This is a genomic window from Rickettsiella endosymbiont of Xylota segnis, from assembly GCF_964019545.1.
In the GTDB taxonomy this organism is placed as follows: Bacteria; Pseudomonadota; Gammaproteobacteria; order Diplorickettsiales; family Diplorickettsiaceae; genus Aquirickettsiella.
The window spans coordinates 1,525,443-1,551,889 of the sequence record NZ_OZ026451.1 but is presented as its reverse complement, the minus strand read 5'-3'; the positions used below and the strand labels follow the sequence as shown (position 1 = coordinate 1,551,889).

At 36.1% G+C, this 26,447-nt stretch carries 23 protein-coding genes and 7 tRNA genes; 14 read left to right on the top strand and 16 right to left on the bottom strand.

Annotation, left to right across the window (positions count from 1 at the left end; translation table 11 throughout):
• Positions 1-2: 2 nt before the first annotated feature.
• The gene (locus tag AACL18_RS07015; protein WP_339050222.1) at positions 3-881 is read right to left on the bottom strand and encodes a Cro/CI family transcriptional regulator; all 879 of its coding nucleotides are present in this window, start codon (positions 879-881) and stop codon (positions 3-5) included.
• A gap of 320 nt (positions 882-1,201) precedes the next feature.
• Between AACL18_RS07015 and AACL18_RS07010 the strand changes: the two genes are divergently transcribed.
• Positions 1,202-2,296, top strand: a complete 1,095-nt coding sequence (locus AACL18_RS07010; RefSeq protein WP_339050221.1) for a tyrosine-type recombinase/integrase — start codon at positions 1,202-1,204, stop codon at positions 2,294-2,296.
• 43 nt (positions 2,297-2,339) lie between these two features.
• Here the strand turns inward: AACL18_RS07010 and AACL18_RS07005 are convergent.
• From AACL18_RS07005 to AACL18_RS06990, 4 genes are all read right to left on the bottom strand, one after another.
• Positions 2,340-2,415, bottom strand: a tRNA-Lys gene (locus tag AACL18_RS07005).
• Positions 2,416-2,421: 6 nt separating this feature from the next.
• A tRNA-His gene (locus AACL18_RS07000) sits at positions 2,422-2,497 on the bottom strand.
• A 25-nt stretch (positions 2,498-2,522) separates the two neighbouring features.
• Positions 2,523-2,599: transfer RNA gene (locus AACL18_RS06995), tRNA-Arg, on the bottom strand.
• A 212-nt stretch (positions 2,600-2,811) separates the two neighbouring features.
• Positions 2,812-2,888, bottom strand: a tRNA-Pro gene (locus tag AACL18_RS06990).
• Between the two features lie 303 nt (positions 2,889-3,191).
• On the opposite strand from AACL18_RS06990, the gene AACL18_RS06985 reads away from it, so the two are divergent.
• Entirely contained in the window at positions 3,192-6,623 is a 3,432-nt protein-coding gene (locus tag AACL18_RS06985) for an acyl-[ACP]--phospholipid O-acyltransferase (RefSeq protein WP_339050219.1), read from the top strand.
• Between the two features lie 15 nt (positions 6,624-6,638).
• Here the strand turns inward: AACL18_RS06985 and AACL18_RS06980 are convergent, their stop codons facing one another.
• The 10 genes from AACL18_RS06980 to rplM form a co-directional block, all read right to left on the bottom strand.
• Positions 6,639-7,937: a replication-associated recombination protein A gene (locus AACL18_RS06980; protein ID WP_339051641.1), complete on the bottom strand. Its 1,299-nt coding sequence runs from the start codon at positions 7,935-7,937 to the stop codon at positions 6,639-6,641.
• Positions 7,938-8,078: 141 nt separating this feature from the next.
• On the bottom strand, positions 8,079-8,960 hold the full coding sequence (gene rimK, locus AACL18_RS06975) for a 30S ribosomal protein S6--L-glutamate ligase (protein WP_339050218.1): 882 nt from the start codon (positions 8,958-8,960) through the stop codon (positions 8,079-8,081).
• Positions 8,957-9,406: an ATP-dependent zinc protease gene (locus tag AACL18_RS06970; protein ID WP_339050217.1), complete on the bottom strand. Its 450-nt coding sequence runs from the start codon at positions 9,404-9,406 to the stop codon at positions 8,957-8,959. Before AACL18_RS06970 ends, rimK begins: the two co-directional genes overlap by 4 nt.
• Position 9,407: 1 nt before the next feature.
• Complete coding sequence (locus AACL18_RS06965; RefSeq protein WP_339050216.1) at positions 9,408-9,797, bottom strand: ClpXP protease specificity-enhancing factor; 390 nt, start codon at positions 9,795-9,797, stop codon at positions 9,408-9,410.
• Between the two features lies 1 nt (position 9,798).
• Positions 9,799-10,449, bottom strand: coding sequence for a glutathione S-transferase N-terminal domain-containing protein (locus AACL18_RS06960; RefSeq protein ID WP_339050215.1), 651 nt, complete (start codon positions 10,447-10,449; stop codon positions 9,799-9,801).
• Positions 10,450-10,486: 37 nt separating this feature from the next.
• The gene (locus AACL18_RS06955; RefSeq protein ID WP_339050214.1) at positions 10,487-11,212 is read right to left on the bottom strand and encodes a cytochrome c1; all 726 of its coding nucleotides are present in this window, start codon (positions 11,210-11,212) and stop codon (positions 10,487-10,489) included.
• Positions 11,213-11,262: 50 nt separating this feature from the next.
• Positions 11,263-12,504 carry a cytochrome bc complex cytochrome b subunit gene (locus AACL18_RS06950; RefSeq protein ID WP_339050213.1) on the bottom strand — a complete coding sequence of 414 codons (1,242 nt, stop codon included), beginning with the start codon at positions 12,502-12,504 and terminating at the stop codon, positions 11,263-11,265.
• 93 nt (positions 12,505-12,597) lie between these two features.
• Complete coding sequence (petA, locus tag AACL18_RS06945; protein ID WP_339050211.1) at positions 12,598-13,173, bottom strand: ubiquinol-cytochrome c reductase iron-sulfur subunit; 576 nt, start codon at positions 13,171-13,173, stop codon at positions 12,598-12,600.
• Between the two features lie 79 nt (positions 13,174-13,252).
• Positions 13,253-13,690, bottom strand: a complete 438-nt coding sequence (rpsI, locus tag AACL18_RS06940) for a 30S ribosomal protein S9 (protein WP_339050210.1) — start codon at positions 13,688-13,690, stop codon at positions 13,253-13,255.
• A 3-nt stretch (positions 13,691-13,693) separates the two neighbouring features.
• Positions 13,694-14,131, bottom strand: a complete 438-nt coding sequence (rplM, locus tag AACL18_RS06935) for a 50S ribosomal protein L13 (RefSeq protein WP_339050208.1) — start codon at positions 14,129-14,131, stop codon at positions 13,694-13,696.
• Between the two features lie 173 nt (positions 14,132-14,304).
• Between rplM and hemB the strand changes: the two genes are divergently transcribed.
• The 10 genes from hemB to AACL18_RS06885 all read left to right on the top strand — a co-directional run bounded on the left by hemB (position 14,305) and on the right by AACL18_RS06885 (position 23,759).
• Positions 14,305-15,306: a porphobilinogen synthase gene (hemB, locus tag AACL18_RS06930; protein ID WP_339050206.1), complete on the top strand. Its 1,002-nt coding sequence runs from the start codon at positions 14,305-14,307 to the stop codon at positions 15,304-15,306.
• 40 nt (positions 15,307-15,346) lie between these two features.
• A tRNA-Leu gene (locus AACL18_RS06925) sits at positions 15,347-15,431 on the top strand.
• 43 nt (positions 15,432-15,474) lie between these two features.
• Positions 15,475-16,788: a trigger factor gene (tig, locus tag AACL18_RS06920; RefSeq protein WP_339050204.1), complete on the top strand. Its 1,314-nt coding sequence runs from the start codon at positions 15,475-15,477 to the stop codon at positions 16,786-16,788.
• A gap of 91 nt (positions 16,789-16,879) precedes the next feature.
• Positions 16,880-17,545 (top strand): ATP-dependent Clp endopeptidase proteolytic subunit ClpP, encoded by a 666-nt coding sequence (clpP, locus tag AACL18_RS06915; RefSeq protein ID WP_339050203.1) that lies wholly within the window; start codon positions 16,880-16,882, stop codon positions 17,543-17,545.
• 78 nt (positions 17,546-17,623) lie between these two features.
• The gene (gene clpX / locus AACL18_RS06910; protein WP_339050202.1) at positions 17,624-18,943 is read left to right on the top strand and encodes an ATP-dependent Clp protease ATP-binding subunit ClpX; all 1,320 of its coding nucleotides are present in this window, start codon (positions 17,624-17,626) and stop codon (positions 18,941-18,943) included.
• A gap of 20 nt (positions 18,944-18,963) precedes the next feature.
• Positions 18,964-21,453 (top strand): endopeptidase La, encoded by a 2,490-nt coding sequence (gene lon / locus AACL18_RS06905; RefSeq protein ID WP_339050201.1) that lies wholly within the window; start codon positions 18,964-18,966, stop codon positions 21,451-21,453.
• Between the two features lie 237 nt (positions 21,454-21,690).
• A complete protein-coding gene (locus AACL18_RS06900; RefSeq protein WP_339050200.1) occupies positions 21,691-21,969 on the top strand; it encodes an HU family DNA-binding protein in 279 nt (92 codons plus the stop codon).
• A gap of 42 nt (positions 21,970-22,011) precedes the next feature.
• Positions 22,012-22,087: transfer RNA gene (locus AACL18_RS06895), tRNA-Val, on the top strand.
• Positions 22,088-22,097: 10 nt separating this feature from the next.
• Positions 22,098-22,174, top strand: a tRNA-Asp gene (locus tag AACL18_RS06890).
• Between the two features lie 127 nt (positions 22,175-22,301).
• Entirely contained in the window at positions 22,302-23,759 is a 1,458-nt protein-coding gene (locus AACL18_RS06885) for a peptidylprolyl isomerase (RefSeq protein WP_339050199.1), read from the top strand.
• Between the two features lie 22 nt (positions 23,760-23,781).
• On the opposite strand, the gene ispD is transcribed toward AACL18_RS06885, so the two are convergent.
• A complete protein-coding gene (gene ispD, locus AACL18_RS06880; protein ID WP_339050197.1) occupies positions 23,782-24,489 on the bottom strand; it encodes a 2-C-methyl-D-erythritol 4-phosphate cytidylyltransferase in 708 nt (235 codons plus the stop codon).
• A gap of 68 nt (positions 24,490-24,557) precedes the next feature.
• Between ispD and cysQ the strand changes: the two genes are divergently transcribed.
• Positions 24,558-25,352 (top strand): 3'(2'),5'-bisphosphate nucleotidase CysQ, encoded by a 795-nt coding sequence (cysQ, locus tag AACL18_RS06875; protein ID WP_339050195.1) that lies wholly within the window; start codon positions 24,558-24,560, stop codon positions 25,350-25,352.
• Positions 25,353-25,388: 36 nt separating this feature from the next.
• Positions 25,389-26,378, top strand: coding sequence for a malate dehydrogenase (locus AACL18_RS06870; RefSeq protein WP_339050194.1), 990 nt, complete (start codon positions 25,389-25,391; stop codon positions 26,376-26,378).
• Positions 26,379-26,447 lie beyond the last annotated feature (69 nt).

The following is a 26,447-nucleotide window of genomic DNA, read 5'->3' as shown; positions in this document are numbered from 1 at the left end:
GATTATTTATTAAATTGGGATAAGAAATCGAATGATTTGGTTAAATTATTTTTTCTAATCTTGTAATCATCGTTATTGATTGTTTGTTTCCTTTTTTTTACAACTCGAATACTTTTTTGTTTGTTATATAAATATTCAGCGATTTCACCTGCTTTAGAAATTGATATTTTTCCTTCTAGAACTTGTAGGATTAGTGTACGGCTACCGTGTCGGAAGATTTTATTAAGCATTCTGCAAACATAATCACTACCAAACCCAAGTGCATCAGCAACAAAATCTCTTGTTTTAATTCCTTGAACTTGTGGAGGAAGATTCACAAGTTCATCAAGATCAGTCCTTCTTCCTTGACGTTTTCCAATAAATTTTTCTAAGGCATTTCTAATAGCCATTCGTTCAATTAAATTAAAGGTTTTAATTAAATAATGAACTTCATATTTTTTATTTCGTAAATCTTCTAGTGATATATGCCAAGAAAATACTGATTTTTTCCACCATTTTTTAGCAGCTTCAATATGCTCTAAACCATAAATAAGATGAAGATTTTCATCGACACAAATTGGGCGATAATCAGATAGAGGTAAGCCTTTTTGATGAAGAAAACTAAATATATCTGCAGGAAAAATAATTTTGTTTAAATGTGTTTTAACAAGGGAACAAGGAAAATCATCAAGTTCTGTATAGAATTTGCTTCTCCAAGGAATAAGTTTTTTAAATTTGATTTTACCCTTAGTTGCTTTTTCGATAAGCGAAGCAACATCAGGATCAATTGGCTGCCCTTCAAGATAACGATAAATACTTTGTCGGCTAATTTTGAGATTTTTTGCCATTTCTGAAATACTTCCAAAAAATTTAATTGCACTTCTAATTAATATTTCTTGCATATGATTCCTTTTTATTATTTTTAGTGTGTGTATATTTTAAATAAAAAAAATGTCCACATGTGGACATTTTTATGAAGTAAAATTTGTTTAATAAAAAAACAAAAAGGAGAACAAACAATGCAACCTCGGTTACTCCGTTTACGTGATGCTCCCAATTATTTAGGAATGGATCGACACCGATTTAATGAAGAAGTAAGACCCTATTTAGTGACAATTCCAATTGGAGAAATAGGAATTGCATTTGATCGACTTGATTTAGACGCATGGTTGGACGATTATAAGCAATGTAAGGGTCGTCCTCCATTAAAGGGGAGACCAATATGGGAAGAAAAAAAATGCCAGGACTCGTTAAACGCGGGAACATATGGCACATTAACAAAAAAGTCAACGGACGCCGCATTTCAGAAAGCACTGGATCAAGTTCTCTCGAAGAAGCCGAACGCTATTTAGTTCATCGGCTTGAGCAGGTTCGTAAAGCCAGTGTTTATGGGGTGAGACCGAAGCGAACTTTTAGAGAGGCTGCAACTAAATATTTATTAGAAAAAGATAAATCGAGTCTACATGTTGATGCTATTTATTTAAAAACTTTAGATAAATACATTGGTGATTTATCGCTTGATTTAGTTCATATGGATAATTTAAGAAGCTATATAAAAAAACGTAAACTTGAAGGAGTAAAAAGACGGACGATTAATTGTGGCTTACAAGTTGTGAGACATATTTTAAATTTAGCAGAGCAAGAATGGAAAGATGAGCACAATTTAAGTTGGTTGCATAAAGCACCTAAAATAAAATTGCTTCGTGAAATTGACAAGAGAGAACCGTATCCATTACAGATTGATGAACAGGCTAGGCTTTTTAGCGAATTACCTTTGCATTTAAAACGCATGGCTTTGTTTGCTGTCAATACAGGTTGTCGTGATCATGAAATTTGCCATTTGAAATGGAAATGGGAAATCAGAATACCTGAAGGTTCAGTTTTTATTATTCCTGCCGCTGAAGTTAAAAATCGTGAAAAGCGTTTGGTTGTTTTAAATAGAAATGCTTTAGCTATTATTGAGGAAGTAAGAGGAGAACATTCTGAGTATGTATTCACTTTTCGAAGAAAACCTATTACTCGAATGTTAAATTCGGCTTGGAAAAAAGCACGTCTACGTGCAAATCTACCTCAAGTTAGGGTGCATGATTTAAAACACACTTTTGGTTATCGACTACGTTCAGCTGAAGTTTGTTATGAAGATAGACAAGTTTTGTTAGGACATAAAACGAGAAGTGTAACCACACATTATTCGGCAGCTGAGTTAGGTAATCTTATTCATGCCGCTAATAAGGTATGTACCATGGGGAGACATTTAATGGTTTTAAGAAAAAATAACAACCTTGTAGATACAGCTCGCGCAAATGTCGCGCAGTGATATTTAGGAAAATTTTTTGAGTGATGTAAGTCTTTGATTTATCTGGTGGGCCGTGATGGGATCGAACCATCGACCAATAGATTAAGAGTCTACTGCTCTACCAGCTGAGCTAACGGCCCCAAAAATGGGGTGAACGATGGGGATCGAACCCACGACAACCGGAATCACAATCCGGGGCTCTACCAACTGAGCTACGTCCACCATTAAACATAAAGAATTTGGGAATTGGTGCGCCTGGCAGGACTCGAACCTGCTACCCTCGGCTTAGAAGGCCGATGCTCTATCCAGATGAGCTACAGGCGCTTTCCTGAAAATTATTATCTTATAATAAAAGTTTAAATAACAAGGCCTGTTTCCTAAAATCTAAAACTAATTTCTATAATGTGCTTATGTAAGTTGTTGTATCCTTGAGCGTTTTAATAAGGCTAAAAATAATACTAAGATATCCGTCTTACTTAATTGATATAATAAATCATCAGTTTTAATGATTAAAAATAAGTATAACTACAAAAATTTGGTCGGGGTAGAGGGATTCGAACCCCCGACATCCTGCTCCCAAAGCAGGCGCGCTACCAGACTGCGCTATACCCCGTAACCCTTCAACTTACGTTAGAGTTGGCTTAAGTCACTCTATAGAGCAGAAACTTGCACCAACTGCGGGTAAGGATAATACCTGCGCAATCGATTAATATCAACTGGTCTATTCATTACAGCTCAAGCTTGCATTTAATAAATATAAGTTATTTATTTAGTTTTTGGTGGGGAGTTAATTTTGTTAACTTGAATTAAAATCTTTTCAGATTTAGAAAAGTAGATTTAAAAATAAGCATGTTTCGGTGTTATACTGATAAGATTTTTTTTAGAAGAGGCGTTATTAGGCCTCATGAGAGGGTTTATGCCCGTATTCACTCAGTTTTCTTTACTAAAAAATCGACGATTTTTACCTTTGTTGTTAGTTCAATTTTTGGGCGCATTTAATGATAATATCTTTAAAAACGCGCTAATTATTTTAATTACTTACCAACTCATCACGCAATCTCTACTGTTGCAACAGCTTTCAGTAACCTTAGCGGCTGGATTATTTATTTTACCCTTTTTCCTTTTTTCAGCATTTGCAGGCCAATTGGCTGATAAACTAAGCAAAAGATACTTAACCATAATAATTAAAGGCTTCGAATGTTTATTTATGTTATTGGCAAGCTTAGGGTTTTATCTTCATTCAGTAAGTTTATTGATGCTAGTATTATTTTTTATGGGCATGCATTCAACTTTTTTTGGACCTATCAAATATGCTATTTTACCTGATCTTCTAGAAAAAAATCAGTTAATCGCCGGCAATGCATTAGTAGAGGCTAGCACGTTTATTGCGATCTTGATTGGGACTATCTTAGGTGGATTGTTAATTGCTAATCATACTGATCTAAGAAAGATTTCAACGGTCATAATCTCTATAGCGGGGCTGGGTTTGTTTGCCAGTTTTTACATTCCGGTTACTGAAAAAGCCAACCCGAATTTAAAGTTAAATTTACATTTTATTAAAGCCTCATTACAGATAATTCAGCAAGTAAAAACTGAAAAAAAGGTTTTCTTAGGAATACTCGCAATTTCTTGGTTTTGGTTAATTGGCGCTACGTTTTTAACCCAATTTCCTAGTTTTACTAAGAATATTCTGCAAGCTGATGCTAGTGTAGTGACATTTTTTTTAATTATTTTTACCGTGGGTGTTGCTTGTGGCTCATTAGTTTGTAATCGTTTATTGAAACATAGAATAAGTATGAAATGGATACCCATGAGTCTCTGGCTGATGAGTATTTTTATAATTGATCTTTATTTTGCTTCCAACCATTTACTCCATAACTCTGAAAAACTGACTAATTTTTCAGGCTTTTTTAATTTGTTACCTCATTGGAGAATATGCATAGATTTGTTTGGACTTTCTGTGAGCGGTGGCGTTTATGCTGTGCCTTTATATACCTTAATCCAAACAGATACTGCTACTGAACATCGCGCAAGAACAATTGCCGCTAATAACATAATTAATTCTATATTTATTGTTATCTCCAGCATCTTTATTGTTTTTTTACTTAAAATTGATTTGAGTGTCATACAGATTTTTTTATTATTAGGGATCATTAATACTGGATTGGCTATTTATGCAACAAGACTTATACCTCAAGGATTGATTAAACCTCTTTTACGAAAAATATTAAGATGTCTTTATGATGTTAAGTTAAGTGGCTTTGAGAATTATAAGCAAGCAGGTGAAAGTGTCGTTATTGTTGCAAATCACACTTCATTTTTAGATGTTGTTTTACTTTATGCATTTTTACCTGATGAGCTTCTGTTCGCAATTAATAGTTTTACATCACGTATTTGGTGGATACGACCTTTTTTATATTTTTCTAAAGTATTTGAACTAGACCCATTAAATCCCTTAGCAATCAAGACTTTAATCAAAGAGGTAAAAAAAGGACAAAAATGTGTGATTTTTCCGGAAGGGAGGATTACCACAACCGGTGCGCTGATGAAACTTTATGAAGGTCCAGGATTAATAGCGGATCATGCCAAAGTTAATTTACTGCCTATTCGTTTACAAGGGGCGCAATATACTCCTTTCTCCCGTTTACGAGGTAAAGTCCAAATACGTTGGTTACCAAAAATTTCTATTTCAATTTTGCCCCCCAGAAAGTTTATTGTTGATCCTAATATGAGTAGTCGAAAAAGAAGACAAGTTATTAGTAATCAACTATATGACATGATGGTAGAGATGTTATTTCGAAGCACAGATTATAATAAAACTCTTTTTCAGTCTTTATTAGAAGCGAAAGAAATTCATAAAGGGCCTACAAAAATATTAGAAGATATTACACGAGTAGCTATTAATTATAATCAATTAATAACACGATGTTTTATTCTAGGTCCTTATATTTGCCGTTACACTAATTATCAGGAGACGGTGGGTCTTTTATTGCCTAATATGACGAGTGCAGTGGTTAGTTTTTTTGCATTGCAAGCGTTTGGTAGAATCCCTGCCTTGCTAAATTATACTGCGGGTCCTCTGCAAATAGATTCTGCCTGTAAAGTTGCTCAAGTAAAATGTATACTTACTTCCAGAAAATTTATTGAAGTTGCTAATCTGTTCCAAGTTATTAACCGCTTAAACGAAAAATCTATCCATATTATTTATTTAGAAGATTTAAAAGAAGAAATTAGTTGGAAAGACAAATTACGCGCAAGTTTATTCAGTCGATTTCCGCAATATTATTATTATAAAAAATTAAAAAAAGGAACTAATCCACAAGATCCAGCAGTTATTTTATTTACTTCTGGATCAGAAGGTGAACCTAAAGGAGTAGTTCTTAGTCATAAAAATATACAAGCTAATCTTGCACAAATGACGACTCAAGTCGATTTTAATCAGCGAGATATTTTCTTTAGTTCATTACCATTATTTCATGCTTTTGGATTAACCGCATGCATCATTTTACCTATCTACCATGGAATAAAAGCTTTTATTTATCCATCTCCCCTACATTATCGTAAAGTTCCTAATATGATTTATGAATGTAATGCGACTATTATGTTTGGAGCAGATACTTTTTTAGCAGGCTATGGACGGTATGCGCATCCTTATGATTTTTATAGCGTACGTTATGTTTTTGCTGGTGCAGAAAAGTTAAAAGAAAAAACACGTAAATTATGGATGGAAAAATTTGGAATTCGTATTTTTGAAGGTTATGGTGTAACTGAAGCATCACCAGTTATTAGTGTTAATACGCCGATGCAAAACAAACCAGGTACAGTAGGTAATTTTTTACCGGGTATTCGTTATGAAATTGAACCTATTCCTGAAATTAAACAGGGAGGACGTTTATTAATATCCGGTCCTAATGTGATGTTAGGTTACTTAAGTAAAGAGCAGATTGGTGAAATTATTCCTCCCAGCCATGGATGGTATGATACGGGAGATATTGTTGAAGTCGATGCAGAAGGGTATCTGATTATAAAAGATAGAGCCAAACGCTTTGCAAAAATTAGCGGAGAAATGGTTTCTTTAACAGCCATAGAAAATGTAATTTATGAGATATGGCCTGATAAACACCATGCAATACTCACTGTTCCAGATGCTAAAAAAGGAGAACAACTTGTTTTAATCACAGATTATAAACTTGCCACTCGGCCTTTGCTTATTAAAACATTTAGAGTAAAGGGATTATCTGAATTAAGTTTACCGAGAAGATTATACTTTATTGATAGTATGCCCTTATTAGGTAGTGGGAAGGTAAATTATATTGCTGTTAAAACTTGGTTAGAAAAGCAAACTTAAAATTATAAGCACTTGTTATATTTTTTCTGATTTTTTTAAAAGTGCAAGTTTTTGTGCAATTTTAAGTTCCAAACCTCGAGGAACAGGAAAATAATATTGCCGATCCTTTAACTCTTCTGGAAAGTATATTTCTCCATCGGCATAAGCATTGGGTTCGTCATGGACATAACGATAGTTTTTTCCATAATGTAATTTACGCATTAATTGAGTTGGGGCATTGCGCAAATGTAAAGGCACTTCCAGCGTACCTTTTTCTTGAGCATCTTTCATAGCGGCATTAAAAGCAGTATAAACGGCATTACTTTTTGCTGTGCAGGCCAGATAAACAATGGCTTGTGCTAAAGCAAGTTCTCCTTCAGGGCTACCTAATCGTTCTTGAACTTCCCATGCCCCTAAGGCAAGTTGCAAACCTCTTGGATCAGCATTGCCAATGTCTTCACTTGCCATACGGAGTATACGTCGTGCAATATATAAAGGATCACAACCACCATCAAGCATGCGTGCAAGCCAGTACAGTGCAGCATCTGGATCCGATCCCCGTACGGACTTATGTAAAGCAGAAATCTGATCATGAAAAATCTCGCCACCTTTATCGAAACGACGTAAATTAGTTTGAGTGACTGTCTGTAATGTGCTCATATCAATAATATTATCTTCTGCTAAATCACTGGCAATTTCTAAAAGATTTAAAACTTGGCGCGCATCACCATCTGCGATAGCAGCTAATTGTTTTTTTACTGCTGGGGCTATCGTTAAATTCTTTTTGCCTAGTCCATCGATATCGTTGATTAGTGCTCGGTCGATGACTTGTGTAATTTCTTCCAGGGTTAATTTTTTTAATACATACACACGTGTTCGTGAGAGTAGAGCATTATTAAGTTCAAATGAGGGGTTTTCTGTAGTAGCACCAATTAATATAAATAGACCGGATTCTACAAAAGGTAATAATGCATCTTGTTGCGCTTTGTTAAAACGATGGATCTCATCAATAAATAACAAAGTTTTTTGTGGTGACTGAAGATGAAGCGCAGCTTGTGTACGCTCTGCAATTTGACGGATTTCCTTAACCCCCACTTGTAATGCAGATAAAGACTCAAATCGAGCGAGTAAATGATTTGCCATTAGCTTGGCTAAAGTGGTTTTCCCCGTTCCTGGCGGTCCCCATAAAATCATAGAGTGTAATTGGCCTTGTAAAATAACCTGACGTAAAGTTTTTTGTGGCCCTAAAAGGTGGGTTTGACCGAAAAAATCATCTAAATGACGAGGTCGTAAGCGGTCAGCGAGGGGAGAGTATGGGTTTTCGGTGCTAATCATGCCTAGATTTATACGACGACAATATTTCAGAGTCAACTATACTCTTTCTATTTTAATGTTGTCTGTATTGTCGCTTAATTCGCAATCCTCTTCTGGCAACCACAAAAATTCTTTTGTTGTGGTTATTATGCTTTATAATGATTAATGTTTATTGGATCTTTTTTCGATAGACTTAATAATTATTTCAGCAACATTTTTTTGTGTGGCCTTTTCTATTCCCTCTAAGCCAGGGGACGAATTTACTTCCATCACCAAAGGGCCTCTATTTGAGCGTAATAGATCAACTCCAGCAATATTGAGACCAATAACTTTAGCGGCTCGAACCGCCGTTGCTCGTTCTTCAGCTGTTAATTTAGCGAGGCGTACAGTTCCTCCACGATGGATATTGGAACGAAATTCCCCTAATTTTGCTTGCCGCTCCATAGCTGCAATGACTTTGCCATTAACTACAAAACAACGAATATCTGCCGCTTTAGCCTCTTTAATATATTCTTGAACCATAATATGGGCTTGTAAATCTAAAAAAGCTTCAATAACACTAATAGCCGCTTGCTGAGTTTCAGCGAGTACCACTCCAATCCCTTGAGTTCCTTCTAAAATTTTAATGACTAAAGGCGGCCCACCTACCATGCTGATTAGATCTTGAATGTCATCAGGAGAATAAGCGAAACCCGTAATAGGTAAACCTACTCCTTTTCGAGATAAAATTTGTAAGGAACGGAGTTTGTCTTGAGCTCTGGTAATAGAAATTGAATTATTCGCAACAAATATACCCATCATTTCAAATTGTCTGACCAATGCAGCCCCATAAAAGGTGATTGAAGCTCCAATTCTTGGAATTATTGCATCGAATTTATCAAGAATCTTTCCTTTGTAATGTATATATGGATTTTGTGTGGTGATGTTCATGTAACATCTTAGCGTATCAATAATTTTAACCTGATGCCCTCTTTTCTTAGCTTCTTCTTCCAAACGGCGCGTAGAATATAGTTTTGGACGGCGAGATAAAATTGCAATTTTCATGGGATTATAGTTTTTTTACTGTATAAATAAGAATGTGTGGGATCAACGATAAAACGTTGTTCTAAAGCCGTTCGACCTAGCAGCATCCTAAAACGCATATTGTCTCTGCTTGTCAAAGTAATTTCGATAGGCCAGCTTATTGTGCCGAGAACCACAGAGGTTTGAATAACACATCGATTTTCCTTATGGCCACCAGAATCGGTAATTTCACGTATATCGATTAAATCAGCAATACATTTAATAGAATTTTCTGGAAAACGTTTTGGTTGAGGATGTATGATAAAACATACTTGCTTTTGATAGTGAGTTTTTTCAATAACTTCTACACAACAAGCATGTAAAGCTGAGGTGCGTGCGCCTGTATCTACCTTGGTTTTCAAACGAGGAATTCCTAATTCAGGTAAAGATACCCATTCTCTCCATCCAATTATGATTGATGATGACATGCTATTTAACAATAGAAAGCTTGGGTTTTGTTCCTGGTCGAACTCTAGGTGGGGTAGGGCTTCCACCTTCATCACCACTTTCTTCTTGTGTAAATACCATTCCTTGACCATTTTCTCGTGTATAGATGGCTAATACCGCTTGAATAGGCGCGTAAATAAGCATCGATTGACCATTAAAACTAGCTTCAAATTGTATAGCTTGTGTATCTATTTTTAAATTTAATATGGCATCAGTAGATATATTTAAAGTAATTTTTCCATCTTTAATACATTGTTTTGGAACTTCTACATGTGGCAATTCAGTATCTAAAAGAATATACGGTGTTAATTGATTATCGATAATCCAATCATAAAATGCACGCAATAAATAGGAACGATTTGAGGTCATCATTTTAAATTTTTACTCCAAATTCGACCTCATTTAAAGTAGCTTTAAATGAGGGGCGTTTAAATAAGCGCTCTTCATATTCTTTGATAGCACTTGGCATAGGCGCTAGTTTAATATCTAAACGGTGTAAACGCCATAATAACGGCGCCATGCAACAATCTATTAAAGTAAATTCATCGCTCAAGAAAAATGATTTACCAGCAAATATAGGGGCCAGACTAGTTAAACTACTTTCTAATTTCTTTTGAGCGGCATGCATAGATTCTGTAGGTTTGGTTACTTTAGTATTATTTAATGCGTTTTCAATTTGTTGTAATAAAGGGTACCAATCTCGTTCAATTCGATAGATCATTTGTCGACTCTTGGCGCGAGCTACAGGATAAACCGGTAACAAAGGAGGATGTGGAAAGCGCTCATCCAAGTATTCAGTGATAATATTTGTTTCATAAAGGACGAGATCTCGATCAATAATAGTAGGTACAGTGCCATAGGGATTGTGTTGTAACAAACCCTCAGGTAAGTCTGTAGGTGATACTTCTATAATTTCTGCACTAATTCCTTTTTCAGCCAAAACAATACGTACCCTATGGCTATAAGGATCATTGATATTTGCATATAAACTCATAGTTGAACGTTTACCGGCAGGTTGTGCCATATAAAAGGTTCTCCATATTAATAATTTAAAACATTTTTCATGGTTTATGAAAAGTGTTTATTTTTTCTATACTTCGCCAGATTTGTTTTTTTAAAATAGAAACAAAAAAGGTTAATAACACCAAGAATCCGCATACTTTTTTACCTAATGATTGACGATTATTTTTTGTAGGCTCAGCTATATAAGCTAAAAAATTAACTAAATCAGTAACTACTTCTTCTAATGTAGGGACTTTTGATCTGTTTTTATTAGAATGTGAATATATTGCATGATTACTAATTTTTAGGGATAACCGATCGTTACTATTATTATTTACGTTATGATAAGTATTGGTATCCATACGTATTGTCGCTAATGGATCCGGCATTGCGGTGTTTTTAATGAAACTATTGTTAACTCCAAAAGGCCTTGTATCATCCAAATAAAAGCTAAGTAAGTAATTATACACCCAATCAGCGCTTCTTGCCCGAATACTCAACGAAAGGTCTGGAGGGAGCTTTCCAAACCATAATAAACTTTCTTTTTCACGTAAGTTTGATTTTATTGTATCGCTAGTTTTAGCCTGAGTAAAAATAAGATTTTCTTTTAATCGTGGTTGGGTGGTTGAGTTAAACTTATCGTCAATTTTCAGATCAACTCCAAGTCGATTATAACGCATATATTGTAGTGAATGACACCCTGAGCAATAATTCATAAAATATTTTGCCCCACGTTGCAAGGAAGCCAATTCAGGTGGTCGAATTGAGGATAGTTTATTTTCCAAGGGACTTGCTAACATGAAAAAAAATATAATGATAAATAGAAAAACTACACTTATTTTCCACATATAGATTTAGGTAGTGGTTTATTTTTTTCATATTTTGTATAAAAGGGCATGAAGAGAAAAAAAAGAAAATAGTTTAGTAATAAAATTTGTAAGAGAAGTATCTTATTGGGGGTAAGTATGGTTGTACTCATATAACTGAGTAAGCCAAAACTTAGTATAAAAATTGCTAAAGCACAACGAGAATAATAACTTCTATAGCGCATCGATCGAACCGGGCTACGGTCAAGCCAAGGCAACACAAATGGTATGCAAATAACTCCTACCATAATTAAAATACCTAATGACTTATTAGGGATAACGCATAATACCCCATAAAAAGGTGCCAAATACCATATTGGTTCGATATGACTAGGAGTTAATAAAGGGTTTGCAGGTATGAAATTATTTGCTTCAAGGAAATACCCATGCATCTCGGGAACAAAAAATACGATAATGGAAAAAATAAGCAGAAAAATTAGCAAAGCATGCAATTCTTTGACTGAGTAATATGGGTGAAAAGGGAGTTTATAAAGCGTTTTATTATGTAAGTTTGGTTTTGCCAATACAGAAATTCCTTCAGGATTATTACAGCCAACTTTATGTAAAGCAGTAAGATGTAGCCGAATTAAAAAAACCAAAATTAAAGGAATAGCGATCACATGGAAGGCAAAAAAACGATGTAAAGTTTCTCCTGATACAGTGTTATTACCTCGTATCCAAAGCGTAAGCGTTGGGCCAATTTTGGGAATTGAGTCTAGCAATGAAGTGCCGATTTGGCTTGCCCAATAGGAGGTTTGCCCCCACGGTAGTAAATAGCCAAGGAACGCCTCTAGTAATAAAATAATATAAAGACATACACCTAACAACCAAACTAGCTCCCTAGGTTTTTTATAGGATCCATATAAAAGGCTGCGAAAGATGTGTGCGTAAATTAGCAGAAAAAAAGCAGAAGCCCCAGTAGAATGTAGATAGCGGAATAACCATCCATAAGGTATATCTCGCATCATCATTTCGATTGAAGTAAATGCTCCTTCAGGCGTTGGGGTGTAAAAGAGGGTTAACCATATGCCGGTCAAAATTTGCAAAAAAAAAGTAAACAGGCTTAAAGAACCAAAGAAATACCAAAAATTAAGATTTTTTGGTAAATAGTAATGCGTTAAATGCTGGTGTATGTATTCATTGATTGGAAAACGATCTGACACCCAATTGATTATATTTTTAGGAGTTAAATTTTTGTCTGCGCTGCTCAATTATCAATCCCCAAGATTGTTTTAGATGCCTAAGATGTTTATTTGCAAGGTTTTGCTAAATTTTCAGCTGCCGTGAGCAAATGAATTTTTTTATTACACTAAATTTGGATTTTCGCCTATCACGACAGTATGCACGTTTATGAATCGATAGGGAGGGATTTTGAGGTTAATGGGTGCAGGAACTCCTTTCATAACCCGTCCTGCAAGATCAAACTTAGAACCATGACAGGGGCAATATAAACCACCGGGCCATTTGCCATTTAACTCTCCTGGCGAGGGTTTAAATTGCGGGGAGCAGCCTAAATGGGTGCATAAGCCAATAAGTATCAAATATTCAGGATTAAGAGAGCGATATTCATTACGCGCATAAATGGGTTGTTGTTCTGTTGAAGAATCTGGATCGCGCAATAAAGAATGAATATTAGAAAGATTATCTAACATTGCTTGGGTTCGTCGGATAATCCAAATAGGCTTATTTTGCCAAGCAACCACCATGGATTCACCGGGTGCGAGATGAGTTAAATCAACTTCCACAGAATCAGCCGCTTGTGCGAGAGTTTCTGTGGTTGGCTGTAATGATGCTAAGAAAGGTATAGAACTTGTGGCTATACCAAACCCAGCCATGATAGTTATTATAATAGCCAGTAAATGGCGACGATCTTCTTCCATTTTTTTCGTCGTTAAAAAGTATATAACTAATTATTGATATGCATGGTCTCTAAAAACACCACAATAAATAATACGATGATTATCGTTTTGAATATTGAGTTCCTTTACGTGCTTTATGTCGACCGACTTTTTTCCGTTCAACTTTTCTTGCATCTCGAGTAACCAAACCGGCACGGCGTAATAACCGACGAAACGAGGTATCGTTATCAGCATCATCATCATCGGTGTTTATAGTGGTCGATTCGTCATAACCTATTAACGCTCGGCTTATCCCATGTCGGACAGCTCCTGCTTGACCGCTGCTCCCTCCACCAGAAACTGTTACTGTGATATCAAATTTACCCATTTGATCAACAACTTCTAGTGGCTGGTGCACGACCATTTGGGCTGTTTCACGTCCAAAATAATTTTCTAAAGTACGACCATTCACTTGGATAATACCAGCTCCTTTTCTAAGGAATACTCTAGCGGTCGCTGTTTTGCGGCGACCTGTACCATAATTCTGTTCTAATGCCATAATTTATAACCTATCAATGCTAGTTGGTTTAGGGTTTTGAGCGCTATGAGGATGTGAAGAACCCGCATAGACTTTAAGTTTACTTATCATGGCATAACCTAAAGGATTTTTAGGCAGCATGCCTTTAACAGCTTTTTCAATAATTCGAGCAGGAAAGCTTTTTTGCAACTTCTCAAAAGAAATAGATTTTAGCCCACCAGGATAGCCAGTATAGCGTTCATATAATTTATTTTTAGCCTTCGTGCCGGTTACAGTCACTTTTTCAGCATTAATAACAACAATATAATCCCCAGTATCAACATGAGGTGTGAATTCTGGTTTATGCTTTCCGCGCAGAATACGAGCTATTTTAGTAGCCAGGTTACCTAAAGTTTTACCTGAGGCGTCAATCAAAAGCCATTTTTGTTCAATAAGGCCGGGTTTGGCCATCAATGTTTTCATAACTGGGAAGCTCCGAAGCTCTCTAATGCAATGACTACTCTCATGAGTAGGGCGGATGATTCTAACAAAAATAAATCAAACAATACAAGTATGGTGTTGAGTATTGTTTAAATATGTAATTTAATCAGTTAAAGTACTGCAAAATATAGAACAATTTAATAGGTAGGTATTTTATGCGTCAGTTTCCTCATACGCGCTTACGTCGCCTAAGAGAGAATCAATTTAGTCGGCGCTTAATACGCGAAACTAGGTTGAGCTGTGATGATTTAATTTACCCAGTTTTTCTGCTTCCTGGAGAAAGTCAAAAGCAGAATATAGTAACGATGCCTGGGATAGAGCGGCTTACCTTAGATTATTTATTGGATGAAGTCAGTATTTTACAACAGTTGAAACTCCCAGCTATCGCCTTATTTCCAGTTATTCCTGCAAAAGATAAAACCCGGGATGCTTGTGAGGCTTATAATCCAGAAGGCTTAATCCCTCATGCGATAAGAGAGTTAAAAAAGAATTTCCCAGAAATAGGTATCATCACAGATATTGCTCTTGATCCTTATACATCACATGGTCATGATGGTATTTTATCTGAACGGGGTGTTATTTTAAATGATGAATCGATAGAGATATTGGTTAAACAAGCGCTTTGCTATGCTCAAGCAGGTGTGGATGCTATTGCTCCTTCTGATATGATGGATGGTAGAATTGGCTGGATTCGTAAGGCGCTAGAGGAAAAGGGCTATCGAAATACTCAAATCCTTGCCTATTCTGCTAAATACGCTTCTCATTTTTATGGGCCCTTTCGCGATGCGATAGGAACTGCTGGCCAATTAAAAAACGCTGACAAAAAAACCTACCAAATGGACCCTGCAAATAGCAATGAGGCTTTACAAGAGGTAGCATTAGACCTTGCTGAAGGAGCAGATATAGTCATGGTAAAGCCAGGCATGCCCTATTTGGATATTCTTTATCGCATCAAGCAGCATTTTGGGGTGCCTACTTTTATTTACCAGGTTAGTGGTGAATATGCCATGCAAAAAGCTGCTATTATGCAAGGCTATTTAAATGAGCGTGAGAGTATTTTGGAGGGTCTTGGAGCTATGAAACGCGCTGGAGCTGATGGTATTTTGACCTATTTTGCCAAGCAAGCAGCTAGTTGGCTGACAAATTCACTAGATTGATTTTTTTCATGATAAGATACCTGTATAATTAACGACCTTTGCGAAAGTGGCGAAATTGGTAGACGCGCTGGATTTAGGTTCCAGTGGGGTAACCCTTGAGAGTTCGAGTCTCTCCTTTCGCACCAGCATGGCCCCCTAGGATTTACAACGATAAGAGCCTTAAAATTTATGAATGAAATGCAAGTTTCGGTAGAAAGCGTCGACAACTTTACTCGACGTCTAAGTGTCACAGTGCCTATCAGCCAGTTAGAAGAGAGAAAGAAGCTACATATTCTTGAATTGGCTAAAAAGACGCGTTTGGATGGGTTTCGGGCCGGAAAAGTGCCGCCAAGCCATATTGAGAAGCTTTATGGAAGTAGTATCTGGCAAGAGGTCATCGAAAAATCTTTACAGATTAGTTTGTCTACTGCTTTAGAGCGAGAGACTTTAAATCCAGTAGGACACCCCCATATTGAGTCCATAAAAGCGGAGCCGGGTGCAGATCTCACTTATACAGCAAGCTTTGAAATTTATCCGCAAGTAGAGGTGCCTACATTAAAAGGTGCTAGCTTAGAAAGACTTAAAGTAAATATAACCGAGGAAGATATAGTTAAGGTGTTAGAGCAAATGCGTAAGCAATACGCTGAGTGGATTGACGTGCCTGATAAAGCTTGTTATGGCGATCGGGTGAGCTTTGATATAGTTTTTGCCGATTCAGAAGAGAAAACGCGTAGAGATTTACAATGGGTTCTTGAGGAAGATAAAATTCCCGAAGGTTTTTCAGCGTTGCTTTCTAGCGTGGCTGGAGACACTTTATCAGTTTCTCTCCCTAAAGAACAAGGTAACTCAGCAGCAATAAAAGTAAAAAAAGTTGCAAAAGCAAAATTACCCGAATTAGATAATGCTTTTGCAAAACGGCTTGATATTAAAGAGGGCACTATCGAAGCTTTAAAAGATCAAGTTAGAGAACATATGCAGATAGAGTTAGATAGAATTTTACGTGAAAAATTAAAAACTCAAGTCATAGATAAGTTAGTTACTATACATGCTATTAATGAGTTGCCACAGGGAGCGCTTAATCAAGAGTTTAAGCGTTTAGAACAAGATGTGTTTAGGCAACAAAAACAACAAAATAATGAAAGAATTAGCTTATCAGAAATTGAAAAAGCAGATTTAATGAAAATGGCGTATCGGCGAGTTACGCTTGGATTGTTATTTAATGCACTTATTGAAAAACATCATCTGCATGTTGACGAATCTCGAGTCCAACAACATATTGATAAACTAGTAGGAGCTTTTCAATTTGATCAAATGGTGCGGGATAAGTTGTATAAAGACAAAAACATGATGATGAACATTCGTTCTTTGGTTTTAGAAGAGCAAGTAATTGACAAATTATTAGAAGAAGTAGAATACACCGAAAAACTAGCTGAGTATTCGGAAATTATGAATCTCACAAAGAAAAGTGGTGGTATGGGCAATACTGATGGAGTAGCAGTTTAATTGGACTAATTGGTTTTAGTTTTTTTAAATAACGAATATGTTATATCTTAGCAACAATCAAAAAATTTATTTTTATCTTTAGAGAGTAATTATGTATTTACGCAGTTTATCAAAGGAAGTAACGAATTCATTGTTAGTCCCTATGGTCGTTGAACAAACCGGACGAGGAGAAAGGGCTTATGATATTTATTCTCGTTTATTAAAGGATCGCATTATCTTTGTTGTGGGTCCTATTGAAGATCACATGGCCAATTTAATTATTGCGCAAATGCTTTTTTTAGAGTCTGAAAATCCTGACAAAGATATTTCGCTTTATATTAATTCACCAGGAGGCGTGGTGACATCCGGCCTAGCTATTTACGATACCATGCAATTTATCAAACCTGATGTGAGTACAATGTGTATTGGCCAAGCGGCCAGCGCAGCAGCTTTGTTGCTTTGCGGCGGAACAAAAGGAAAACGCCATTGTTTACCACATGCTCGGATGATGATTCATCAACCTTTAGGAGGCTATCAGGGGCAAGCAACGGATATTGAAATCCATACCCGTGAAATGTTGTTAGTTAGAGAAAGAATTAACAATATTATGGCCAAACATACAGGAAAAAATACGGAACAGATTTTGCGTGATACCGATCGTGATAATTTCATGGGAGCGCAGCAAGCCATAGATTATGGCTTAATCGACGCAGTTTTAACAATGCGTACAGAAACTGGGAAAACCAAAGAATCTTTAGCTGTTTCATCAGTTGATTAAGTAGTTAGTTATTCGAAAGTTTTTAAAATTTTGTTTAAATATCAATATATGAATAATAGTTTGTTGAGGTAATAAAATATGAGTAGTTCCATAAACGATAAAACCTCGGGGCCTCTTCACTGTTCATTTTGCGGTAAAAGTCAGGATGAAGTGCCAAAGTTAATTGCAGGCCCTTCTATTTTTATTTGTAATGAATGCGTGCAGCTATGTAGTGATATTTTGCAAGAAGAGTTTCAACAGGAAGTTCCGCGCCAGGAAGGTAGTATGTCCATTCCTAAGCCTGCAGAGATTCATGATGTATTTAACGAATTTGTTATAGGCCAAGAATTTGCGAAGAAAATATTATCTGTAGCTGCTTACAACCATTATAAGCGGCTAGAATTAATTAAAAAGGCGCGTCTTCATCCGTTGAACGTCAAAGATGATACCGAACTTAGTAAGAGTAATGTGTTGCTTATAGGTCCTACCGGGAGCGGTAAAACTTTATTAGCAAAAACTTTAGCGCGATTTTTCAATTTACCTTTTGCTATTGCGGATGCAACAACCTTAACCGAAGCGGGTTATGTAGGTGATGACGTAGAAAATATCTTACAAAAGTTATTACAAGCTGCTAATGGAAACATTGAAAAGGCCCAGTTAGGAATTATATATATCGATGAAATTGATAAAATTAGTCGTCGCGCCGAAAATCCCTCTATTACTCGAGATGTTTCAGGTGAAGGGGTTCAACAAGGATTACTTAAATTACTTGAAGGTACTGTTGCTTCTGTGCCTCTGCAAGGGGGGCGTAAGCATCCTAATCAAGAGACAGTACAGATAGATACTACTAATATTTTATTTATTTGTGGTGGTACTTTCTCCGGTCTAGAAAAAATTATTCGTGAACGTACCGAGAAAACTGGAATTGGATTTTCTGCTGATGTACGCAGCAAAGGGGATAAAAGGAGTCTAACAACGTTGTTAAATCGGCTTGAATCAGAAGATTTAATTAAATATGGAATTATACCCGAGCTAATAGGACGTTTACCTGTTATTGCAACTTTAGAAGAACTTGATGAAAAAATGCTGATACAAATCTTAAAGGAACCTAAGAACGCTTTGATCAAACAATATTTCAAATTATTTAAAATGGACAACGTTGATTTAGAATTTCGTGAAGACGCTTTACAAATGGTGGCTAGAAGAGCTTTAGAACGTAAAACAGGCGCAAGAGGTTTACGTGCAATCTTAGAAAGTGTTTTATTAGATACAATGTATGAATTGCCTTCTATGCAGAATGTAAATAAAATTGTTATTGAAGCAAGCACCGTTAGCAAGGGAGCAAAACCCTTGGTGATTTACAAACAAGAAAAAGAAATTGAATTAGATAATAAAGAAATAGCGGCGGGTAGCGAGTAAATCTTTCAAAGGTTGAATTTATGGCAAAGCAACTAATAAGCGGCGGGACAGCAACTTCTAAACTCACAGAGAAGCTTCCGCTGCTCCCTTTACGGGATGTTGTAGTTTATCCTCATATGGTAATACCGCTATTTGTAGGTAGAAAGCAGTCCATTAAAGCTTTGGAAGCTGCGATGGCTGAATCCAGTGTGGAGAAAAAAGTTCTACTTATTGCACAAAAAAACCCAGCTGAAGATAGCCCTACTATTGAAGATTTTTATCAAGTTGGAACGATAGCTACTATTTTACAATTGTTAGAATTGAAAGACGGCACTGTTAAAGTATTGGTTGAAGGTTCTCAACGAGGTAAAGTTAAGCAATTTTTCCAAGAGAAAGATTATATTGCCGCAGATATTGAAATCGTAGGTATACCTGCAGTTGAGCCTGATCAAGAGATTGAGGTTCTAACACGAACAATTTTAAGTCAATTCGAACAATACGTTAAGTTAAATAAGAAAATCCCTCTAGAAATTTTAAGTACCTTATCGAGCATTGATAATCCGGGCCGATTGGCCGATATGATTGCGGCACACTTGGCACTTAGAATTCAAGAAAAACAAGAAATACTCGAAATTTTTCCATTAAAAAAACGTTTAGAACGATTATTAGCTTTTCTTGAAAGTGAAATTGATCTATTGCAAATACAAAAGCGTATTCGCGGACGTGTTAAAAAGCAAATGGAAAGAAGTCAACGAGAATATTATTTAAATGAACAGGTTAAAGCAATTCAAAAGGAACTGGGCGAGTCGCAAGGCGTTACGAATGAGCTAGATGATCTTGCAAAACGTATCGAAAAAGCAAAAATGCCTAAAGAGGTGAAGGATAAATCAATCGCTGAACTAAATAAATTAAAATCGATGTCTCCTATGGCGGCTGAAGCGACAGTAAGTCGGAATTATTTAGATTGGATTTTATCTCTTCCTTGGAATAAACGGAGCAAGGTTCGTTACGATTTAGACAAAGCGCAAAAAGTACTACAAGAAGCGCATTATGGTTTGGAGAAAGTCAAAGAGCGGATTATTGAGTTTTTGGCAGTTCATCAACGTGTTAAAAAATTAAAGGGTCCAATTTTATGCTTAGTAGGACCACCTGGTGTTGGAAAAACATCCTTAGGACAATCTATTGCTGAGGCCATAGGACGTGAATTTGTACGTATGTCCCTGGGTGGTGTACGTGATGAAGCAGAGATTAGAGGACATCGTCGTACCTATATTGGTTCTATGCCTGGTCGAATTATGCAAAAAATGGCTAAGGTAGGGGTCAAGAATCCTCTATTTATGCTTGATGAAATCGATAAAATGGCAATGGATTTTAGGGGGGACCCAGCAGCAGCATTACTTGAAGTATTAGATCCTGAACAAAACCACGCTTTCGATGATCATTATCTTGAAGTAAGTTATGACTTATCTGAAGTTTTATTTATAGCTACGGCAAATACTTTGAATATTCCTCCAGCTTTATTAGATCGCATGGAAGTTATTCGTATACCTGGTTATACCGAAGACGAAAAAATTAACATTGCTAAACAACACTTATTACCTAAACAACTTATTCAGAATGGTTTAAAAATTACAGCAAAAAATAAAGAATTAATTTTGGCTGAAAGCGCATTGCAGGACATTATTCGTTATTATACTCGTGAAGCAGGTGTTCGTAGTCTTGAGCGTGAAATTGCTAAAACTTGTCGGAAAGTTGTTACAGAAATTGCGCGCAAGCCTAGTGTAAAATCAATTACTGTGACTAGTCATAACTTAGAAAAATATCTTGGTGTAAGGCGGTATCGTTACGGATTAGTTGAGCAGCATGATCAGGTGGGTCAAGTAAGTGGTTTGGCATGGACTGAAGTTGGTGGTGATTTATTAACTATCGAAGCGGCAGTTGTCCCTGGAAAAGGAAAAACCAGTTATACAGGCCATCTGGGCGAAGTGATGCAGGAGTCTATTCAAGCTGCTTTAACAGTGGTGCGAAGTCGTGCTGAAGTCTTAGGCATTCCTATTCACTTTTATGAAAAAAAGGATATCCATGTTCATGTTCCTGAAGGTGCAACGCCGAAAGACGGTCCTAGTGCTGGGATAGGTATGTGTACAGCATTGGTTTCTGCAATTACTAAAGTACCTGTACGAGCTGATGTCGCGATGACAGGCGAAATAACTTTACGTGGTGAAGTTTTGCCGATTGGTGGTTTAAAAGAAAAATTACTTGCAGCTCATCGTGGGGGGATACGTGAAGTTATTATCCCTGAAGAGAATAAACGAGATCTTAAGGAAATTCCAAAAAATATCAAAGAAGGTTTAATTATTCGTCCTGTTCGTTGGATAGATCAAGTGCTGGATATTGCTTTACAACATCCAGAAAAGGCTTCAGTTAAGTCTAATGCTAAAAAGAAGAGAGAAAAAAAAATGATTGTACCTATCAAGCTAATTGGTAAAAAAAATCAAGCAAAAATTAATCCTACTACAAATACTCGTTAGATACTTACAGCAATGAAGTTTCTGTCAAGGGTCGCTGAAGCAACCGAGTGTGTTGCCTGTCGTGGATTGCAAATGAGCAGCCAACACTGAAAAAAATTTAAGTGCGAAGAGTATATCTCTTATTCCCTTGACAGAGGATTCACGCTATTGATATAAACAGTTCACTTATAATCTATAGCAAGACGCTTAAAATTCAATTTAAAGGTATGGCCTTAATTTTTACCGTTGTGAGGGTATATGAACAAATCAGATTTAGTTGACGTTATTGTGGAAGCTGCACAAGTTCCAAAAAATGTTGCAGGAAAGACTTTAGAAAAAATTTTAGATTCTATTACTGTAGCTTTATGTAAGGGCGAAGATGTTAGCTTAGTTGGATTTGCTACACTTTGTGTTCGTCATCGTAAAGCTCGTACTGGACGTAATCCGAAGACAGGAGAATCTTTACATATTAAGGCAAGCAATGTTGTAGCGTTTAAAGCAGGGAAGGCATTAAAAGACGCTGTGCAAAAAGGGTAGCAATATCTTGCAAATAAGTTTAGAATGACGTCCCTTTCAACAGGGTGCTTAGCTCAGTTGGTAGAGCATCGCCCTTACAAGGCGAGGGTCGTAGGTTCGATCCCTACAGCACCCACCATTATATTGCGGGAGTGGTAGTTCAGTTGGTTAGAATACCGGCCTGTCACGCCGGGGGTCGCGGGTTCGAGTCCCGTCCACTCCGCCAGTCCTCTAAAATTTTAAATATTAATTGTAATTGTAAATTAAAGTCAGAATAATAAAATGTTCTCACTAGAGTTTATTTTATTCGTTAAAAAGCTTTTTATATTGATTTAAACTAAAGTTTCCTTAATATGTTGCAATCCATTCGTGATAGAACGCAAGGCTGGATAACCAGCACAGTAATCGGATTATTAATTATTGTTTTTGCTCTATGGGGAATCCACGGCTATTTAGAACTTAATGCAGGAAGAAATAATAAAGTAGTTGCTAAGATCGCGGGTCAAATATTACTACAGAGAAATTTTGATAAGGCTTATCAACGGGCTTATCAAGAAGCGCGGGATCGCCTAGGGAAAAATTTTTCTAATAATGAAGTAATGATTGAACAATTAAGACAACAAACTTTACAGGAGTGGGAAGCAACACAAGTTTTATTTCAAGCAGCGTTACAATCCAAATATCGCATTAGTCAGGCCCTAATAAATTCTGTTTTATTACAAATTCCAGCATTTCAATTGGCAGGTCGTTTTTCTGTTGAACAATTTTATGATGTGTTACATGCTATAAATTATACCAAATTTCAGTTTTTGATGGACATAAAAAAGGCACTTCTCATTAACCAGGTGCAGCAAGGGATTACACAAAGCGCATTTGCTTTACCTCAGGATATCAACAATTACATAAAATATACGCATCAAAAAAGGGATTTTGCATATCTAATTATTCCGCATTCAAGATTTTTACACCAACAATTTATGCCGCAGGATTCCAAAATTTTCGCTTATTATCTGAAAAATAAACAAATCTTTAGCCAACTGGAACAAGCTAGTATTGAATATGTCCAACTTTCTTCCAAGGATGAAAAGACATTCCTGGAAAAAAGAGCTAACTTAGCTAATTTAACTTACATTCATCCTGATTCTTTAGCAATCGCAGCAAAGAAATTAAATTTAACGATACATTCCACAGGTTTTTTCGGTAAGGATGGGGGAAAAGAAAAATTGAGTAAAGTTCCAAAAATCATTGCTGCTACGTTTAGCCAAGATGTTTTGCAAGGAAATAACAGTTCGGTTATTAATATTAATCCGAATATCGCCATTGTTTTGCGAATCAAACAATATCAACCCGCAGGTATACAGCCTTTTAATGAGGTGCGAGAAAAAATCAAAGGGATTTTGAATCAACAAACTGCTATTTCTGAAGCGCAACAATTTGGAGAGAATTTACTCAAAAATTTGGAAAAAAATGCCATTACTCCTAAGAGTTTCACGAGTAAAAATTTAAAATGGCAGTTTATTCAGCAAGTTAATCGGTATAATAATAAATTAAATAAGGACATAGTAAAGACTGCATTTATGTTAACTCCCCCGAATAAGAATATTTCTAGTACGTTATCGATGAAAGGTATTAGCTTGGAAACAGGGGATTATGCGTTGGTTAGATTAACTGCAGTTCACGATGAAAAATACAAACTTACAACCAACTCTACGCCAAATCTTTATCGTGAAGAAATAGCCAAAAGTTTTGGCCAGTTGGAATATGCTCTATATAGACATAACTTATTGAAAAAAGCTAAATTAGTTAATTAATAGCCATTGTGAATTTAAAAGATCAAGATTGACAAAGGTCAGGTCGAATAGAAAGGTAATAATCAAGCAGATTTAGATCTTCTTTATCAGTAACTTTAATATTATCAGTACGCCCTTCTATCATTTTAGGTTGTTGGCCAAATAACTCAATTGCATTAGCTTCATCCGTGGGGAATTGGTTTTTTTTGATAGCTGAATTAAGTGCGTTAAATAGCCAATGGTAGCGAAACATTTGAGGTGTTACAGCCACCCATAATTTTTTTCGGTCCAAAGTTTCAAATCGTTGATTATCAAAGTGTTTAACAGTATTCTTTATCGGGTACCCCAAAAGTCCTCCTATAGGATGGTTATTCAAGCCCATAATGAGTTTATCGATATCGCCTTCGTGCAAAAGTGGTCGGGCAGCATCATGTACTAATATCCAATCATCTTTTTTTGCGAACCCTTTTAAAGCTAACAAACCATTAAATACCGAATGACAACGTTCTTTGCCCCCCAATATGGTGAGTAAATGAGGTGAACTGAATTGCAGAGCTGACCAATGCTTGTCTTTTTTATTGATAACCACAACACATTTTTTAAATTTTTGATAGCGCAATAAAGTATTTAGTGTGTATTCAAGTATTTTTTTTCCATTAATAGAGATATATTGTTTAGGTAAATCTATTTGCATACGATTACCCACGCCTGCAGCTGGGACTATTGCAAAATAATTAGTTGAATCTTTCATTTTTAGCCGTATGTCCTAAACAGTTTAAAATTTTTGTATTTTCTTAATGGGCTGTATACTGCCAACTTATGAATTCTTTGCTTAACGATATAGTTTCTCTTGCAAAACAAGCTGGGAATCAAGTTTGCAATATTTACCAAAGTGATTTTACTGTTGAATATAAAGCAGATAAATCCCCTATTACTGTCGCAGATTTAGCCTCTCATGATTGTATTTGTCAAGGATTACGCCATTTAACCCCTGATTTACCTATTATTTCTGAAGAATCTGTACCTATTTCATTTCAAAAGCGTCGATCATGGGAGAAGTATTGGTTAATTGATCCCTTGGATGGAACAAAAGAATTTTTAGAAAAAAATGGCGAATTTACTATTAATATTGCTTTAATCGAGCAGCATAAGCCAAGTTTGGGGGTTATATTTGTTCCTTCCAAGAATATTTGTTATTTTGCTAGTAAGGGAATAGGAGCTTATAAGCAAATAGGTGAAGCTCAGCCAAAAGTAATGCTTAGCCGAGATTGGAAAGAAGAACAGTCAATCACCGCAGTGATAAGCCGTCGACACGGCATGGAGAAGTTAAAGAAATTTTTAGCTCAATTTTCCAGTTTAAATTTATTATATTGTGGAAGCGCATTAAAATTTTGTTGGTTGGCTGAAGGGTTAGCTGATATTTATCCACGTTTTTCTCCTACCTTTGAATGGGACACGGCCGCAGGGCAGTGCATACTTAAAGAGGCAGGAGGTCTAGTTATCGATAATACAGGCCAGGAATTGCAGTATAATATGTCATCTTCCCTACAGATTGCTAATTTTTTGGCTGTAGCGGATAAAAGACGTCATTGGTTACATTATCTTAAGTCATAAAAAAATACTACATACTAGTTTTATAGGAATCTAAATATGAACAAAAAACCGATTAAAATAGCCATTACCGGAGCAGCTGGTCAAATAGGCTATGCTTTGTTATTTCGTATCGCATCAGGTCAAATGTTTGGTTTTGATCAACCGGTGATACTTCATTTATTAGAATTGGAAAAAAGTCTTCCCATGTTACATGGAATAGCAATGGAGCTGGATGATTGTGCTTTTCCATTATTAAAAAACATTATTTGTACCGCTCAATTAAACGAATCGATGAAGGATATTAATTGGGCTATTTTAGTTGGGTCCATGCCGCGTAAAGAAGGAATGGAGCGTGCGGATCTGTTAAAAATAAATGGTAGTATATTTGCTCCGCAAGGAAAGGCCATCAATGCTCATGCTGCTGCGAATGTAAAAATCTTTGTGGTAGGCAATCCCTGTAATACCAATTGTTTGATCACCATGCACCATGCTCCAGATATCCCCAAGGATCGTTTTTTTGCTATGACTTTATTAGATGAAAATCGAGCTCGCGCTCAATTGGCTAAAAAAGCGGTAGTTTCAGTCGATGAAGTGACTCAAATGGCAATTTGGGGAAATCATTCATCAACGCAATATCCTGACTTTTATAATGCTAAAATTGCAAATAAACCTGTAATTGAAGTGATTACTGATAAAAATTGGTTAGAAAATGACTTTATCCCACTAGTGCAGAAACGAGGAGCAGCTGTCATTAAGGCTAGAGGAGCATCCTCTGCTGCTTCTGCAGCTAATGCAGTAGTGGGTAGTATTTATCATTTAACACATGATACAAGAAAAGATGATTTTTTTTCGGTTGCTTCATGCTCGACAGGTCAATATGGAGTTGATAAAGGATTAATATTTTCTTTTCCGAGCCGGGTTGAAAATGATCAATTTAGCATAGTCACTGATATTCAGCATAATTTATTTGGACAAGAAAAAATTAAACTGAGCTTAAATGAGTTGCGAGCAGAAAAAGATGAAATAAAACAAATGGGTTTAATTTGATTGAAATTTTTTAACCCGAAAACAAAAAATTGTACGGTGGATTTTTTTAATTAAAGTTTCTTTCCTCCG

What these genes read in the sequence shown, in the direction of transcription:
- AACL18_RS06900 (WP_339050200.1), top strand. Translation starts at nt 21,691, where the DNA reads ATGAACAAATCAGATTTAGTTGACGTTATTGTGGAAGCTGCACAAGTT.
- AACL18_RS06870 (WP_339050194.1), top strand. Translation starts at nt 25,389, where the DNA reads ATGAACAAAAAACCGATTAAAATAGCCATTACCGGAGCAGCTGGTCAA.
- clpX (WP_339050202.1), top strand. Translation starts at nt 17,624, where the DNA reads ATGAGTAGTTCCATAAACGATAAAACCTCGGGGCCTCTTCACTGTTCA.
- petA (WP_339050211.1), bottom strand. Translation starts at nt 13,173, where the DNA reads ATGGAAGAAGATCGTCGCCATTTACTGGCTATTATAATAACTATCATG.
- rimK (WP_339050218.1), bottom strand. Translation starts at nt 8,960, where the DNA reads ATGAAAATTGCAATTTTATCTCGCCGTCCAAAACTATATTCTACGCGC.
- AACL18_RS07010 (WP_339050221.1), top strand. Translation starts at nt 1,202, where the DNA reads ATGGGAAGAAAAAAAATGCCAGGACTCGTTAAACGCGGGAACATATGG.
- cysQ (WP_339050195.1), top strand. Translation starts at nt 24,558, where the DNA reads ATGAATTCTTTGCTTAACGATATAGTTTCTCTTGCAAAACAAGCTGGG.
- AACL18_RS06965 (WP_339050216.1), bottom strand. Translation starts at nt 9,797, where the DNA reads ATGATGACCTCAAATCGTTCCTATTTATTGCGTGCATTTTATGATTGG.
- clpP (WP_339050203.1), top strand. Translation starts at nt 16,880, where the DNA reads ATGTATTTACGCAGTTTATCAAAGGAAGTAACGAATTCATTGTTAGTC.
- AACL18_RS06960 (WP_339050215.1), bottom strand. Translation starts at nt 10,449, where the DNA reads ATGGCACAACCTGCCGGTAAACGTTCAACTATGAGTTTATATGCAAAT.
- AACL18_RS06885 (WP_339050199.1), top strand. Translation starts at nt 22,302, where the DNA reads ATGTTGCAATCCATTCGTGATAGAACGCAAGGCTGGATAACCAGCACA.
- rpsI (WP_339050210.1), bottom strand. Translation starts at nt 13,690, where the DNA reads ATGGCATTAGAACAGAATTATGGTACAGGTCGCCGCAAAACAGCGACC.
- lon (WP_339050201.1), top strand. Translation starts at nt 18,964, where the DNA reads ATGGCAAAGCAACTAATAAGCGGCGGGACAGCAACTTCTAAACTCACA.
- AACL18_RS06985 (WP_339050219.1), top strand. Translation starts at nt 3,192, where the DNA reads ATGCCCGTATTCACTCAGTTTTCTTTACTAAAAAATCGACGATTTTTA.
- ispD (WP_339050197.1), bottom strand. Translation starts at nt 24,489, where the DNA reads ATGAAAGATTCAACTAATTATTTTGCAATAGTCCCAGCTGCAGGCGTG.
- AACL18_RS06970 (WP_339050217.1), bottom strand. Translation starts at nt 9,406, where the DNA reads ATGTCATCATCAATCATAATTGGATGGAGAGAATGGGTATCTTTACCT.
- hemB (WP_339050206.1), top strand. Translation starts at nt 14,305, where the DNA reads ATGCGTCAGTTTCCTCATACGCGCTTACGTCGCCTAAGAGAGAATCAA.
- AACL18_RS06980 (WP_339051641.1), bottom strand. Translation starts at nt 7,937, where the DNA reads ATGATTAGCACCGAAAACCCATACTCTCCCCTCGCTGACCGCTTACGA.
- rplM (WP_339050208.1), bottom strand. Translation starts at nt 14,131, where the DNA reads ATGAAAACATTGATGGCCAAACCCGGCCTTATTGAACAAAAATGGCTT.
- AACL18_RS07015 (WP_339050222.1), bottom strand. Translation starts at nt 881, where the DNA reads ATGCAAGAAATATTAATTAGAAGTGCAATTAAATTTTTTGGAAGTATT.
- tig (WP_339050204.1), top strand. Translation starts at nt 15,475, where the DNA reads ATGAATGAAATGCAAGTTTCGGTAGAAAGCGTCGACAACTTTACTCGA.